This window comes from Vibrio echinoideorum, from assembly GCF_024347455.1.
GTDB classification, from domain to species: Bacteria; Pseudomonadota; Gammaproteobacteria; order Enterobacterales; family Vibrionaceae; genus Vibrio; species Vibrio echinoideorum.
The window spans coordinates 1252095-1265583 of sequence record NZ_AP025484.1 but is presented as its reverse complement, the minus strand read 5'-3'; the positions used below and the strand labels follow the sequence as shown (position 1 = coordinate 1265583).

The following is a 13489-nucleotide window of genomic DNA, read 5'->3' as shown; positions in this document are numbered from 1 at the left end:
CATAGCGATCCGCCCATCACCAGAGCAAACTATGAACAAGCTAAGTTTTGACCGAAAAATACCGTTATATGTGGTGTCCGCACTTGTCTTAAATATGTTGTTCAGTTTGTGGTTGCTGAGTGTTGCCTCTACTGCGGCCATGGTGATGTCTGTCTGCACCTTGTTCTTGCTCAGTACTCTTATTACCGCACGTCTTTATCGACATGAAATGACTCAAAGCAAGAACAGCCTGTCTGAAGCGATCATTGATGGTGTCGCTGGTTTTATCATCCTCGACAGTCAATTGAAGATAATACAAGTTAATCAACAGTTTTCTAGGGTTTCAGGCTATGCCTTTGATCAAGTCGAAGCTCGCCCAATTTCTGACCTTTGCTTTATGAACAATAATAGCTTGATAGCGACTATTGCAACTTCGCTTAAGCAGAACTATCGATGGAAAGGGGAGTTGAGTGGTATCAGCCGACTTGGTGAACATTTTACGGTTAATGCTGTCGTGGAGAAACTAACTGAATTACTGCCGAATAATGAAAAGTACGTCGTCACCTTTACTGATATTAGCCGACGCAAAGTCTTAGAACGTCGACTGAGAATGCTGGTGGAAACAGACTCTCTCACAGGGTGCTGGAACCGTCGTCGTTTTGATAAAGATTTAAACAACTACTCAAACCTAGCCGCCCGTTACGGCTACACACATTCTTGTTTAGCCTTGATCGATCTGGATCATTTCAAGGCTATCAATGACAACCACGGTCACGACCAAGGTGACAGGGCACTTAAAGAGGTAGCTGAATTATTGAGAAATAACAGTCGAGATACCGACATCGTGTCGCGAGTTGGCGGCGAAGAGTTTGCTATTTTGATGCCAGAGACCAATTTGGCAGAAGCATTTGAAGCCATGCATCGATTAAAAGAAGTGATTACCAAAGGCACAACGTTGAATCTGACGGTAAGTAGTGGTGTGTCTGAAATACACACCCAAGCTGAAGCAAGCTATCGAAGTGCGGATAGAGCACTTTATCGTGCTAAAGGCAGTGGCCGAAATAGGGTATGTAGCTCTAGTCAAGGTTGCCCAGAGCCAATTGTCCTTGGTTAATTATAGTCGTGCTTGAGCTGAAATTGAGCGTTGGTAAATCTTTGGAGTAATACCAGAGACTCGCTTAAAGGCTCTAGAAAAATGGGAAATGTTGGTGTAACCCAATTGGCTCGAAATGTAAGTTAACGTATGGCCTTCTTCCATCAGCTCACATGCTACGGAGAACATTAGGTTCTCTTTTATTTTTCGATAGGTTGTATTTTCGCCTTTGAGTTTGCGTTGAAACGTTCTTACCGAAAAGTTTAGAAGCTCAGCGGCCTCTTCCAGTGAGAGGTCTTGCTCTTTCATGTAGGGCTTGAGTAGCTCGTAAACGCTGTCAGTAAAGCTCGTGTGCCACTCAATGATTGCCGGCTTGTTACTCAAGTCTTTAGCTGTGAGACGAATCGGTAGTTGTAAGATCTCATCAGGGATCAGAACCGCGGTAGAGTTATGATCGACAAACAACTGGCAATGATTGGAAAGCAGTGTTTTAACGATGTCTGTGTCATGTCCTTGCAAGCGTACTTTGGTTGGTTGCCAAGGGGACTTAGATAAAATGGTTATTAATTCAATGATGTAGGTGATCGCGAAAACTTCACCCCATTGGAACATAGGTGAACTATCTTCAGGAGCGGTTCGACAAAACCAACTTTGCCCATGTTCTTGAATAAAGTCGACTCTACTACCGGGAGAGTCATAGGAGAAAATGGTGTTGATGTGTTTTAACGAATCTTCAATCGTTTCAAACTCGGTAAACTGATGCAAGACGTATGGGATGATTCTTCGTTTAAAGGCGAGACCGAGTACGTCCGTAAATCGAGATACGCCCAATTGTGACGACGTTAGATAAATCAGTCGTTTGATTGATTCTGACGGCACAAAGTCGCTTTCTGATTCGATGAGATCGGACGGTAAGCCTGAGTCTTCGAGTAATTTATGCAGGTCTAAGCCATAGTCCGTGAAAACTTGAACTAAGATTTTGGCATAACTTGTTTGTATTACTGGGACTTGGTAGGAGCGAGTAGCCATGATCAAACAATCCTTGTGTATCTATACGTTATTAGACGTGCATATCATTTACAGTGTTTTGTTTAGTAAATCTAACCCTATTTACTTGAGTTTTCCATCGTCGGGTTTATTTTTAAGATATTAATTTTGTTGATGTTAGTTATTGAGAAGGGAGTTCCATGTCAGAAGTCAAAGGGAACAAGCAAGACGACAATGAAGAAAGTAGCCAACCAGAAAAAGGTAAAGACAAGGTGAGGAAGGTAACCAATTACCTTCTCGGGTTTGTCGCAGTCACACTGTTGTTCAGTGTCATCGCCGATCGAATTATTCCAATAACCGATAACGCACGTGTGAAAGGCTATATCGTTCCAATTAAACCAGAAGTGTCAGGTAAGGTGCTTGATATCTTGGTCCAACCGAATCAATTGGTTAATCAAGGCGATACACTCGCGCTTCTCGATAAATCGGATTATCAAATTGCAGTTCAACAAGCAGAGCAGAACTTAGAAATCGCAGGCCAGAATGTCGGTGCTCAAACCGCGAGTATTGCTTCTGCACAAGCAAAGCTCACGTCAGCGATTGTTGAAAGACAGAACACCAAATTGCAAGCTAAGCGTGTATTGGAGATGGCCGACAAAGGAGTGGTCTCTAAATCTGATGCTGATAAAGCTAGGGCAGCCCTAGCAACTTCTCGAGCGGCCGTTGTCAATGCTGAGGCGGATCTTGAAGGTGCGAAGCAACAAATGGGTAAAGAAGGCGAAGAGAACAGCCAAGTGAAAGCGGCATTATTGGCGTTGGAGCAGGCTCAATTAAACCTAGAACGCACGGTTATCAAAGCGCCAACTCAAGGTGGAGTGTCTAACTTCAGCTTGTCAGAAGGTTTCTATGCCTCTGCAGGGCAAGCCATAATGACGTTTGTCTCAACTGAAGATATTTGGATTGAAGCTTATTATCGTGAAAATAGCTTAGGCAATGTCACGGTTGGTGATGAGGTGGAAATCGCTCTCGATTTTGCTCCGGGACAAATCGTTAAAGGCCGAGTGAGTAGCATCGATTGGGGGGTCGACTGGGGGCAAAATGATCAAGCGGGTAAGCTTGCTCAAGCGAGTCAACAAACGGGCTGGTTACGTCAAACTCAGATGCTTCCGATCATGATTGAATTTGAACGTGGTGATATGCAAGGTATGTTGCGTGTTGGTGGTCAGGCTGATGTGATTGTATATAGCGGTGATAACTTTGTTTTTAACGCAATAGGTAAGCTGTGGATTCGATTTATAAGCGTATTGTCTTATGTCCGATAAGCCGATTATTGACCAACAAATACAACAACGGATCCTGCGGTATACCGTAGGCGTCACGTTGGCGGTATTTTTGGCTGCTTGGATAAATTGGCCTCTTGCATTCGTGGCGCCAGTGTTCACGGCTAAGTTCTTAATCGATAAGCCTAATCTACATAAGGAAACGGTCTACGAACTGTTGTTGGCGGTGGTCGCCACCATGGCGTTAGGTTTGTTGTTGTCTCGCGGAATTACACACTATCCGATCCCTCTGTTGATCTTAGTTGGCTTGATGATGTTGTGGGGTTATTACTTATTCGTTGACCCTAAATGGAATCTGTTTGCGACCATTTTATTGATTGCCGTGTTGATGCTGCCTTTCATGGCTATCTCGAATCCTGGGATGTCCGTGCTGTTGGCATCAGGTTTGGCGACTTCTGGTGTTGTTTCTGTGATGATTTTTGCTCTGGTGCATATCTTTTTTCCAGAGCCCAAATCGGAGTTTTCAGGCTTCGCCGCAGCGCCGCTAGAAAAGAAACAACGTTGGTATGCTGCTTTTAGAGCGATGATCATCTCTTACCCTGTGGTGTGCTTTTTCTTTATCTTTCAGATATCTGAAGCACTGCTTACCATGATGTTTATCGCTTTGCTGTCGTTAATGATTACCTCAGAAAAATCCGTAAAACTGAGCGCTTTTCTGGTGATCAGTAATGGTATTGGAGGCTTGCTAGCGATTGCTGCTTTTTCAATCCTTTCTATTGTTCCCAATATTGTCTTCTATTCTTTATTTATAGGCCTTATCGCCATTCTTATCGCTACAAAAATTTATACCGTTCCAGAAAAAGCGCCTATTTTTGCCACCGCATTCAGCACTTTATTGGTACTGGTAGGGAGCACGTTGATGAGTTCTGGTGATATTGATAGCAACACATTCATACGTATATTCCAGTTAGTGTTAATTGGAGTTTATATGATTTTGGCTTCACTCTTCCTTGAAACCAGGAATTGGAAGTTCTTACAAAATCAGCCTTAATTTTTCCCTTACAAGGACGTCTCATGAAGTTAACCGATGATTTTTCAAAACAGGCGATTGATGCCGCAATAAAAATTGCAGCCATTGCCATGCTCGTCTATTGGTGTTTTTCGATTTTACGCCCATTCATTTTATTGGTGGTATGGGGGGCGATTATTGCGACTGCGCTGTATCCAGTGGCTGTCGCTATTTCAAATAAAACGGGGATGTCGAAAGGTAAAGCCAGCGCATTGTTGAGCTTTATTGGTGTGTTGTTGTTGCTGATTCCATTGGTCGCACTCTCTTCGGGTATTTACACCAGTGCATCGGATCTAATGACAGGGTTACAAGATGGAACCTTATCTCTGCCTAAACCCAAAGAATCCTTACAAGATATCCCATTCGTTGGCGAAAGAGTTTATGCGACCTTGGTTCATGCTTCTTCGAATATCGAGAGTGTATTCATAAAGTATGCCGAAGAACTGAAGATACTTGCGTCTAAAGCGGCGTCGGTTTTAGGTTCTTTAGGCGGTGGTTTTATCCAATTTATTATCTCGACTATTATTGCTGGTGCATTCATGAGCAATGCCGATAAATGCCAAACAGGTGTGACTCACTTAGTGGCGCGTTTAACGGACGGTAAAGGTGAAGAGCTAGTTCAACTTTCTAAAGCAACAGTACGTAGCGTAGTACAAGGTGTGATAGGGGTTGCTGTCATTCAATCCATCATGTCGGCAATTGGCTTGGTTATCGCGGGCGTTCCTGCTGCAGCGTTTTGGGCGCTAGCTGTGCTGCTCATTGCAATCATCCAACTGCCACCGATTCTTGCTTTGCTACCTGCAATTATTTACATGTTCAGCGTTGAATCGACGTTGGCTGCCAGTTTGTTCTTAGTGTGGTGTATTTTGGTCAGTGGCAGTGACGCTATCTTGAAGCCTGTACTGCTAAGCCGTGGTTCTCATATTCCAATGTTGGTCATTTTACTGGGTGCGCTCGGCGGAATGGCGATGTCAGGAATAGTCGGTTTGTTTGTTGGTGCTGTGGTTTTGAGTTTGACTTATGAGTTGATGATGGCGTGGCTTGGACTTGAAGAGACAAACCAAGAAGAAACTGAGAAATACCAAGAAGAGACAGAGGAGAAATAGATGAAGGCAGTCTCGAAAGACGACAACTTCTACTTCTTGTTTTATGCACTATTGGTGTTGTTTTTTGGTTGTGCGGTGATGCAGCAGTTTTATCCGCAAGGCCAGAAAACGATACTATTCCTTATCATCATTACTCTAGCGAGTTCAATTGTTGGTATACATAAAGAGCGAGCCTTGTACCGTTCTTGGTATGGATTATTGCTGATAACGGCGACGGTGTCCGGTGTGTTTTCGTTTTTGGAAGGCTATAACCTGTCGATAGTGACACTGTCTGCCTTAGCTATGTTTTTGTTTTCACACATTTACTCGGCGTTAAAACAGGTGATGAAAGCGACAACGGTGACACCTAATCATATTATCGGCTCTATCTGTATTTACTTATTGTTGGGATTTGCTTGGTCGACCATCTATTTGTTGATTTTGGAAATCTTCCCAAATGCGTTTAATGGGTTAGAAGAGCAATTCTGGCTAACGAATTTGTTCAATGCGATGTACTTCAGTTTCATCACTTTGACTACGGTTGGTTATGGGGATATTTCACCGACTTTGCCTATTGCTCAGTTCTTTGTGTTTATGGAATCTATCATCGGTAGTTTCTATTTAGCCATCATGGTGGCGAGCTTGGTGAGTATTCGGCTTGCTCAATCTCAATCCCAATAGAGTGCATACAAAAAGCCCGGCAATTGCCGGGCTTTTTTATTATCGTGCCATTATTAGGCCATTATTAGGCCATTATCTAAGCTTTGGAGCATTAAAGTAATGAAGAATTAATGCCTTATACGTCAGTGCCTTGTATCTTTTCTAGCTCAGCGATAGTCGTTTGCGATACAAGCTGACCATCCATATAGTAGCTAACATTCTGACCATCTTTGATACCAGTCAACGTCGCGGTTTCACCAGAGGTATAGACGATGTCCATTTGAACGGTGTTTTCGTCGATCTTCAACATTTCACCAGTCTCAATGGTTCGATTGTTTGAAATCGGTCCTACAGGCGCCTCTTTAAGGCTCGAATCCAGTTCGTCATTCACTTTGAAGTGGGTATCTGTTTTGGTATCAAAGATGTGTGGCGATCCGCTGATCGGGTTTTTACCTGTCCAAAACTCTAGAGAGTTAAATACAACATAGTCGGCGGCGGTAGTAATACCGTATACAGGCGCTAATAAGAAGTTCACACCTGCGCGGGCATAACGGTTATCGACAACTTCAACGTTAAATTTCATCACTTTCCCTGTTACGGCGTTGCTGCCGATACAACCAGTTAGCGCAGAAGCCAAAACCGTTAGTCCTACAATTTTAAGTGCAATCTTTTTCATTTGAGTACCTGTATTAGTTAGAAGTCTGTTTTGTTTGAACAGGTGTAGTATGGTTTTTATTCGATGTCGAGTTTTACCATTTAACGCCACTGACCCTATAAAATTGGTCTTTAGCTTTAGCTTTAATTGAAAACACTAGGTACAAAAAAAGCGCGCCCTAACAGGGCGCGCTTTTGGTATCTACATAAATCGTAATGAAAACAATAACTCCAATACAGAGTTGGTTCATTGGCTAGTTGTTTAATGAACTTGAACTCGCTATGTAACGACGTAACTATTTCATCACATAGGTATAAGTCTTCACTGCAAGCCAGCGGAAAAATCGGAATAAAAGGGTTGTGGCTTTAAAGGCAAACTTGGTGATTGAAACCATTGCATCTGTTGCAATGCTCACGCACTTATGTAGATCGGATTCTTTGTATTCTGAATAGGTCATGTAGTTCTCTCAATTCTCACTGTTATCTTTCATATGTAAGTCATGACTCCTGTCTGGCTCTATCCCCTGTGCGACTAATGTACGAATATTCATCGAGAGAGACTTACCATTTAGTGCCATATGGCTTAGAAATTAGCCAAAAGAGAATGCCTTGAGAAAATTTAAGCGTGTACCTAGGTGTAACTCATCAAGTTACCGAGAAATCATCGTCAATAATGGTATGATCACCGGTCAGCACCGTGAGTGATAAAGAATAGGAAAAAGAATGAGCAACCTTACACATCAACAAGAAGCTGCAATAGTCACGTTTAAGGAAAACTTACACCTGCCAAATGGTGGTTTTCATAAACTGATTATCGAGCTAAGTAAGGAATTTCAGCTGCCTTTTCAAAAGGTGCGTGGTGTTTTAAAGAAAGCTCAAAAAGACGTTGAACGCCAAATTCGAGAAGACTTTACGAGTGTTGATGATACGGTTCTTAGCCAAGCGAATTGGTTGAATATCATCAAGTCAAAGCTTGTCGAGATGGCTGAAGATAATCAAACAGTGATGGATAAGCTTCAACTCAACCTGAAATATCAAAAAGTAGTGTCGGCAACTAATAGCCCAATCACAAGTGAAGACCAACGTAATGAGTTGATTGAAGAGTTGATTCAAGCTTATGAGAAAGAGGTGTTTAAGCCGCTGCTTGCTATGCTGCATACAACAAAGCTGTATTGGAAATTGATGCTGGTGGATGAGACATGTAAGATGAATGAGGAAAATCGCGAGAAGTTCAGTGATTACCCTCAACACATGCAAGCTGCAGAACACTTATATACTTTGGATCAGAAGTTAAGGTCGATGCCGTTAACTTATTAGTCCATGAATGCACTGATAATGACTCATTGGTGATTCAGAGTTCGATATAAGTTGGTTTCAATAGAAGCACGATAACCTAGCTAGCGTTAGCCGCGTGTGAAATGCAAAAAGGGCTAGGTTTCTGAATTGTTCTATTTCGACTCTATTTCGTTCTGCTAGAGCGACATCTTTTATATCTTTGGAACTAGGCGGTGTTTCTTTTTGTAGCCTTTGGGAAATGCTATAGGAGTGTGAAATGTCCTAGGGTGTTTCCGTTGCCTGAAACGATAGTTCCGATGCTGTCTCGTTCATTAAATTCAAAGTCGATGAGATAACTGTTGTGCTGTAGCTTGGGCAATATGTGGCGGTGGAGTATATCGCTATTGAGCTGTCGTATCTCGGTGACCCAAGAAATTTCTTCTTTGTGTAAGTCTATTTTAATCGTGAGCATTTATTACCTTTTAGTTTATTGACTGATTTGTCGCGTGATAATTGGTACCAATGGGTTTGTCGTGTTGTTCTGCGTGACATAACTGTGCCTTGTGTTTATTACATTTATATTTAAGTCGTCGAACTATTGTGGATTCGCTAAAAAGAAAGCAAATGACGAATAGAAACGGTAATGGGATCTGTTTTAAAAGCTATTGAATGACTATCTGAGTGAAAGCTGACGCAGAGATGGTGTAACGAGGAATCGAGAACTGTCTTTGTGGAACTTGGACTTACTTTAGCATTAACAGCTCTATAGATTAGAGCCAGGTGGCGAACTATACGCCTAGTTTTTTAAATTGCAACCCCATATTCAATTCAATTCAAAATAATTTCGAATAAATAGCCGTCACTTATTGAGGTTTAAACGAGCGCAGGGAGAGGAGTTAATAGCTTCATTTTATGGGTTTTCCACAGTGCTTATTAAAGTCATTCTTGCTTAATATATGGCCTATTTTTATATGAAATATTGAATTTAACTGTCTGTTATATAGTATATTTACATTGTAAATTAGGAATTGTATTTTTTGGGGAAGCGTTAGAAGTTGTGTTGTGGAACCTAGGCTATGGTTCTTCTTCTTCTTGTTGATTGATTATGGATCGTCAGTCGAGCTTACTCTTTGATTAAGATAATGATTTGCTATTTTTCAATCCGGTCTTCATTTCTAAAAAGCACGAATACAACGGTATCTACGCATCTACGCTTCTAAATTTATCTATGTTCCACATTCCTCTATTTTGATTTTAGCTTGGGCGTTTCAGTTCAGAGCGAACCAAACTCCGTGCAATTTTTGAATTTCATCTGACTTGAGTCGAGCTCGCCTTTCCCCTGAGAGTTTTCAAAACAAGGGTCTATATTGTGAAATTCTGAAAGTCATCCGCCTGTTCTAACAAAAAATGAATACTCACTTTAGCGTTTCTGAATAAGAAAGTTGTTGTCCGACGAATTTAGTGCAAATATAATTGATAATAATTATCACTTGCGTTACAAGTTTGTTGTCAATTCAATGACAGACTTTAAATTTTCGTTATTTAGCCGTTGTGTACGCCCCATGCTTATCTATAAGTAATCTGACTTTCATTGTCATGAGTGGTGGTTTGTCTCAATGGCAAAGGAAGAAACATGAAGAAAATAATCAATTCAGTCCGCCAGTTATTGAGCGGGCTTGCCATCGTTCTTGCATCATCATTTATGATAACCGCTCAAGCGAAAACCGTGACAATTGAACACGTAAAAGGCACAGCGCAATTTACTGAAGTACCACAACGTGTGGTCGTTCTTGGCTTTGGTAGCCTGGATGTACTTGATCAAATAGGCGTGAAACCAGTAGGCGCACCTCACAGCTTAATGCCTGACTACCTCTCGTCATACAAAGAAACGACCACAAATACTGGTTCGTTGAGCGAACCTGACTTTGAAGCTATCTACATGTTGAAGCCTGATGTCATCATCGCGGAAAACCGCATGCTTAAGGTTTATGACAAGCTGGCACAAATTGCTCCGACGATCATGTTCTCTATCGAAGGCGATAAGTACTGGGCTGATGCTCAACAAAACTGGCGAGCGCTAGGCGATATCTTTGGTAAGCAAGCAGAAGTTGAAGCTATCATCAAAGAGACTCAAACTTCGATTACCGCGGTAAATGACAAAGTAGCGTCTGACGAAACTTCAGCAATGATGCTAATGAACAACGGCAACAACATTGCGATGTTCAACAAAGGCAGTCGCTTCTCTATCATCTTTGACGACTTCGGTTACGTTGAATCAAAGAGTGCAACAGTGGCCCCAATTAAAGGCACGCACGGCAACCTGATCTCTTTCGAATACATTGCTGATGCAAAACCTGAAGTGCTTTACATCCTAGACCGTGAGAAAGCGATTGGTAAGTCAGAAGGTCGTGCGCCACAACTGTTTGATAACCCATTAGTAGCGGCAACGCCCGCAGCACAACAAGGTAATATCGTTTACCTTGATTCAAGTGCTTGGTATTTGGCTGGTGGCGGCGTGACAGCGATTCACAGAATGCTTGGTGATATTGAACGTACGATTCAATAGTAACCAATAATCAGATTTTCGGGCTTATAAGCGTGTTCTTATAAGCCCTTTTTCACTTTTCATACGGGCTATCCGAGACTTATCTTTAGTATTCTTTCTATGTTGAAACCCATTACAGCTGCTGTATTTCTTGTTGTGTTATGCGTTGCGTCATTGATGATTGGAGTTGCTGACATCAGTTTTAGCGACTTCTTCAATGGCAACCAACACGCCAACTCTATTTATATTGTTAGTCGGATCCCTCGACTGTTCGCTATTATTCTTGCTGGCGCAGGCTTGAGTGTCTCTGGCCTCATCATGCAACAGATAGTGCAGAACAAGTTTGCCGCGCCTTCAACAATGGGCACCATTGACTGTGCGATGTTGGGTTATATCGTCGGTATTCTGGTTCTGGGTAACGCCGCGCAATGGAGCTACTTAGGCTTTATCTTCGCGTTCGCGGTGTTCGGCACCATGCTATTGGTTCGCTTCCTACAGCACCTCAAGTTTAAGAACGCGGTTCTAGTGCCTTTGATTGGCATCATGTATGGCAACGTGGTTTCGGCGCTGACGACGTTTATCGCTTACAAGTATGACTTGGTACAAACCATGTCGGCATGGACGATGGCGAACTTTGCGAGCGTGTTGCAGGGCAGCTATGAAATTCTTTATCTTGCGGTTCCTGCTTGCGTGTTGGCTTACTACTTCGCGAGTCAGTTCAGTGCGGCTAGCATTGGCGAAAGCTTCGCGAAAAACATCGGCTTGAATTACCAGAAGATCGTTTTCATTGGTGTTGCACTAGTCGCTATCTGTGCTTCTTCTGTAGTGATGATCGTCGGCGTTATCCCATTCCTTGGTTTAATTGTGCCGAATATTGTTTCGCTGATGATGGGCGACAACATGAAGAAGATCTTACCTTGGACGGCTTACTGGGGCGTTATTTTAGTATTGGCTTGTGACTTGTTAGCTCGCGTCATCATTTTCCCTTATGAGATCCCAATCTCGATGGTAATCAGCATCTTTGGTGGCTTGATTTTTATCTACCTAATCATGAGAGACAAGTCGAATGCGTGATTCAGTAAAAATTGCGATTCTGACCATCGCGTCTTTGTGTATGGCGGCAGTATTTGTGGGGCAGGGACTTACGTGGGATAACTATGAGTTCTTCTTGTCTTTACGAATGCCAAAACTGTTGTCGATTGTATTAGCTGCGGTGGCTATTTCGGCGTCATCATTGGTTTTCCAAACCATCACCAATAATAGAATTCTAACGCCTTCCATTTTGGGCTTTGACAGTTTGTACATGTTGGTTCAAACAGTGCTTCTGTTTGTGTTTGGCAGTACGAGCTTCTGGGTAATTGATTCAATTGCAAACTTCTCATTGTCTGTGTCTGTGATGATCTTGTTCTCCTTTGCTCTGTTCCATTTCTACTTTAAGAGCAAGCGAAACAACGTATTTACACTGCTGCTGATTGGTATTGTGTGTGGTAGCGTGTTCTCGAGTTTGTCTAATTTCCTAGCGATGTTGATAGACCCGAACGAGTTTGCGGTGCTGCAGAATGTGATGTTCGCAAGCTTCAACAATGTGAAAGGTGAGCTGGTATATCTCAGCATTATTCCACTGGGTTTGAGCTTGTTGGGGTTATGGACGTTGGCTCCTAAGCTTGATGTACTTTGGCTCGGCGTGGATAACGCGACAAGTCTGGGTGTGAACACCAAGCGACTGACTCAAATTACCTTGGTGATTGTGTCGGTGATGGTCGCGGTATCAACTGCCTTGGTTGGCCCGGTACTTTTCTTCGGTTTAATCACCGTGAGCTTGGCTCGTCAGATATTCAGCTCTTATCAGCACCGCACTCTTATCATCGCAAGTAGTTTATTAGCGGTGGTTCTGCTCGTTTCTGGCCAATGGTTCATCGAAAAAGTAATGGCGTTTGAAACCACAGTGAGTGTGATCATTAACTTGGTCGGCGGTTTGTATTTTATGTTCTTGTTGTTACGCACCAGAATTCAGTAAAGGTAGTAAGTAGTGATTAAATTAACAGGTTTAACTAAGAAGTATGGCAAATCACTCGTGGTGGATGATGCCAGTGCCATGTTCCCGAAAGGCGAAGTAACTTCTATCATTGGCCCAAATGGTGCGGGTAAAAGTACGCTGCTTTCAATGGCAAGCCGCTTAACAGAGAGTGATGCCGGTGAAGTGATCATTGGTGATAAGTTACTGGCTGAGTGGGATACCAAAGAACTGGCCAAGCATCTTGCGGTGTTAAGACAGTCAAACAACATCAATATGCGCTTTACGATTCGTGAGTTGGTGTGCTTTGGCCGTTTCCCACATTCTCAAGGTCGTTTGAAAGACGAAGATCATAAAGTCGTCGATACGGCGTTAGAACACTTGGGTATCACCGATATTCAAAACAAATACCTTGATGAGCTCAGTGGCGGTCAGCGTCAAATGGCGTTCATCGCAATGGTTGTGGCGCAAGATACCGACTATGTGTTCTTAGATGAGCCTTTGAATAACCTTGATATCAAACACTCTGTTGAAATCATGCAGACGCTTCGTCGCTTAGCACATGAGTTTAATAAAGCGGTCGTTATCGTTATTCACGACATCAACTTTGCTTCGTGTTACTCAGATAACATTGTCGCGATGAAAAAAGGCCAAGTGGTGAAGTCGGGCAAGGTATCAGAGGTGGTTGAAAAGACTGTAATGGAATCGATCTACGAGATCCCGTTTGAGATTCGTGAGTTCGATGGTGTTCGAATCTGTATGTATTACTCAGGTCGTTAATTTCAATTGCCCAGGTCATTAGTTCTACTGGTCTGGTCGTCAATTCTATTGGCTCGGATCAGTTCTAG

At 42.6% G+C, this 13489-nt stretch carries 14 protein-coding genes and 1 other annotated feature; of the genes, 10 read left to right on the top strand and 4 right to left on the bottom strand.

What is annotated here, in order from left to right; translation table 11 throughout:
- Nucleotides 1-31: 31 nt before the first annotated feature.
- Entirely contained in the window at nucleotides 32-1093 is a 1062-nt protein-coding gene (locus OCV36_RS21785) for a sensor domain-containing diguanylate cyclase (RefSeq protein ID WP_135455326.1), read from the top strand.
- Here the strand turns inward: OCV36_RS21785 and OCV36_RS21780 are convergent, their stop codons facing one another.
- Complete coding sequence (locus OCV36_RS21780; protein WP_017074894.1) at nucleotides 1094-2101, bottom strand: helix-turn-helix domain-containing protein; 1008 nt, start codon at nucleotides 2099-2101, stop codon at nucleotides 1094-1096.
- A 158-nt stretch (nucleotides 2102-2259) separates the two neighbouring features.
- On the opposite strand from OCV36_RS21780, the gene OCV36_RS21775 reads away from it, so the two are divergent.
- The 4 genes from OCV36_RS21775 to OCV36_RS21760 all read left to right on the top strand — a co-directional run bounded on the left by OCV36_RS21775 (nucleotide 2260) and on the right by OCV36_RS21760 (nucleotide 6174).
- Nucleotides 2260-3381 (top strand): HlyD family secretion protein, encoded by a 1122-nt coding sequence (locus tag OCV36_RS21775; RefSeq protein ID WP_135455324.1) that lies wholly within the window; start codon nucleotides 2260-2262, stop codon nucleotides 3379-3381.
- On the top strand, nucleotides 3371-4390 hold the full coding sequence (locus OCV36_RS21770; protein WP_102554426.1) for a DUF2955 domain-containing protein: 1020 nt from the start codon (nucleotides 3371-3373) through the stop codon (nucleotides 4388-4390). The genes OCV36_RS21775 and OCV36_RS21770 overlap by 11 nt, the downstream gene beginning before the upstream one ends.
- A 23-nt stretch (nucleotides 4391-4413) precedes the next feature.
- The gene (locus OCV36_RS21765; RefSeq protein ID WP_017074897.1) at nucleotides 4414-5514 is read left to right on the top strand and encodes an AI-2E family transporter; all 1101 of its coding nucleotides are present in this window, start codon (nucleotides 4414-4416) and stop codon (nucleotides 5512-5514) included.
- Nucleotides 5515-6174: a potassium channel family protein gene (locus OCV36_RS21760; RefSeq protein ID WP_017074898.1), complete on the top strand. Its 660-nt coding sequence runs from the start codon at nucleotides 5515-5517 to the stop codon at nucleotides 6172-6174.
- Nucleotides 6119-6214, top strand: a sequence feature (Trp leader region). Its footprint overlaps the gene before it by 56 nt.
- Before the next feature lie 75 nt (nucleotides 6215-6289).
- Here OCV36_RS21760 and OCV36_RS21755 read toward each other — a convergent pair.
- Nucleotides 6290-6829 carry a DUF3332 domain-containing protein gene (locus OCV36_RS21755; protein ID WP_029225045.1) on the bottom strand — a complete coding sequence of 180 codons (540 nt, stop codon included), beginning with the start codon at nucleotides 6827-6829 and terminating at the stop codon, nucleotides 6290-6292.
- A 274-nt stretch (nucleotides 6830-7103) separates the two neighbouring features.
- Nucleotides 7104-7265 (bottom strand): hypothetical protein, encoded by a 162-nt coding sequence (locus OCV36_RS21750; RefSeq protein WP_017074900.1) that lies wholly within the window; start codon nucleotides 7263-7265, stop codon nucleotides 7104-7106.
- Nucleotides 7266-7530: 265 nt separating this feature from the next.
- On the opposite strand from OCV36_RS21750, the gene OCV36_RS21745 reads away from it, so the two are divergent.
- Complete coding sequence (locus tag OCV36_RS21745) at nucleotides 7531-8124, top strand: hypothetical protein (protein ID WP_135455322.1); 594 nt, start codon at nucleotides 7531-7533, stop codon at nucleotides 8122-8124.
- A 220-nt stretch (nucleotides 8125-8344) separates the two neighbouring features.
- Here the strand turns inward: OCV36_RS21745 and OCV36_RS21740 are convergent, their stop codons facing one another.
- On the bottom strand, nucleotides 8345-8554 hold the full coding sequence (locus OCV36_RS21740; protein ID WP_010430480.1) for a hypothetical protein: 210 nt from the start codon (nucleotides 8552-8554) through the stop codon (nucleotides 8345-8347).
- 1161 nt (nucleotides 8555-9715) lie between these two features.
- On the opposite strand from OCV36_RS21740, the gene OCV36_RS21735 reads away from it, so the two are divergent.
- From OCV36_RS21735 to OCV36_RS21720, 4 genes are all read left to right on the top strand, one after another.
- The gene (locus OCV36_RS21735) at nucleotides 9716-10648 is read left to right on the top strand and encodes a siderophore ABC transporter substrate-binding protein (protein ID WP_135455320.1); all 933 of its coding nucleotides are present in this window, start codon (nucleotides 9716-9718) and stop codon (nucleotides 10646-10648) included.
- A gap of 99 nt (nucleotides 10649-10747) precedes the next feature.
- Nucleotides 10748-11701: an ABC transporter permease gene (locus tag OCV36_RS21730; protein WP_135455318.1), complete on the top strand. Its 954-nt coding sequence runs from the start codon at nucleotides 10748-10750 to the stop codon at nucleotides 11699-11701.
- Nucleotides 11694-12644, top strand: a complete 951-nt coding sequence (locus OCV36_RS21725) for an iron chelate uptake ABC transporter family permease subunit (RefSeq protein ID WP_135455316.1) — start codon at nucleotides 11694-11696, stop codon at nucleotides 12642-12644. Before OCV36_RS21730 ends, OCV36_RS21725 begins: the two co-directional genes overlap by 8 nt.
- A gap of 12 nt (nucleotides 12645-12656) precedes the next feature.
- Entirely contained in the window at nucleotides 12657-13421 is a 765-nt protein-coding gene (locus OCV36_RS21720; protein ID WP_135455314.1) for an iron ABC transporter ATP-binding protein, read from the top strand.
- The last annotated feature ends 68 nt before the right edge of the window (nucleotides 13422-13489 follow it).

Excerpts from the sequence above, each read along its gene's own strand:
- OCV36_RS21785 (WP_135455326.1), top strand. The coding sequence starts at position 32 with ATGAACAAGCTAAGTTTTGACCGAAAAATACCGTTATATGTGGTGTCC.
- OCV36_RS21780 (WP_017074894.1), bottom strand. The coding sequence starts at position 2,101 with ATGGCTACTCGCTCCTACCAAGTCCCAGTAATACAAACAAGTTATGCC.
- OCV36_RS21775 (WP_135455324.1), top strand. The coding sequence starts at position 2,260 with ATGTCAGAAGTCAAAGGGAACAAGCAAGACGACAATGAAGAAAGTAGC.
- OCV36_RS21770 (WP_102554426.1), top strand. The coding sequence starts at position 3,371 with ATGTCCGATAAGCCGATTATTGACCAACAAATACAACAACGGATCCTG.
- OCV36_RS21765 (WP_017074897.1), top strand. The coding sequence starts at position 4,414 with ATGAAGTTAACCGATGATTTTTCAAAACAGGCGATTGATGCCGCAATA.
- OCV36_RS21760 (WP_017074898.1), top strand. The coding sequence starts at position 5,515 with ATGAAGGCAGTCTCGAAAGACGACAACTTCTACTTCTTGTTTTATGCA.
- OCV36_RS21755 (WP_029225045.1), bottom strand. The coding sequence starts at position 6,829 with ATGAAAAAGATTGCACTTAAAATTGTAGGACTAACGGTTTTGGCTTCT.
- OCV36_RS21750 (WP_017074900.1), bottom strand. The coding sequence starts at position 7,265 with ATGACCTATTCAGAATACAAAGAATCCGATCTACATAAGTGCGTGAGC.
- OCV36_RS21745 (WP_135455322.1), top strand. The coding sequence starts at position 7,531 with ATGAGCAACCTTACACATCAACAAGAAGCTGCAATAGTCACGTTTAAG.
- OCV36_RS21740 (WP_010430480.1), bottom strand. The coding sequence starts at position 8,554 with ATGCTCACGATTAAAATAGACTTACACAAAGAAGAAATTTCTTGGGTC.
- OCV36_RS21735 (WP_135455320.1), top strand. The coding sequence starts at position 9,716 with ATGAAGAAAATAATCAATTCAGTCCGCCAGTTATTGAGCGGGCTTGCC.
- OCV36_RS21730 (WP_135455318.1), top strand. The coding sequence starts at position 10,748 with ATGTTGAAACCCATTACAGCTGCTGTATTTCTTGTTGTGTTATGCGTT.
- OCV36_RS21725 (WP_135455316.1), top strand. The coding sequence starts at position 11,694 with ATGCGTGATTCAGTAAAAATTGCGATTCTGACCATCGCGTCTTTGTGT.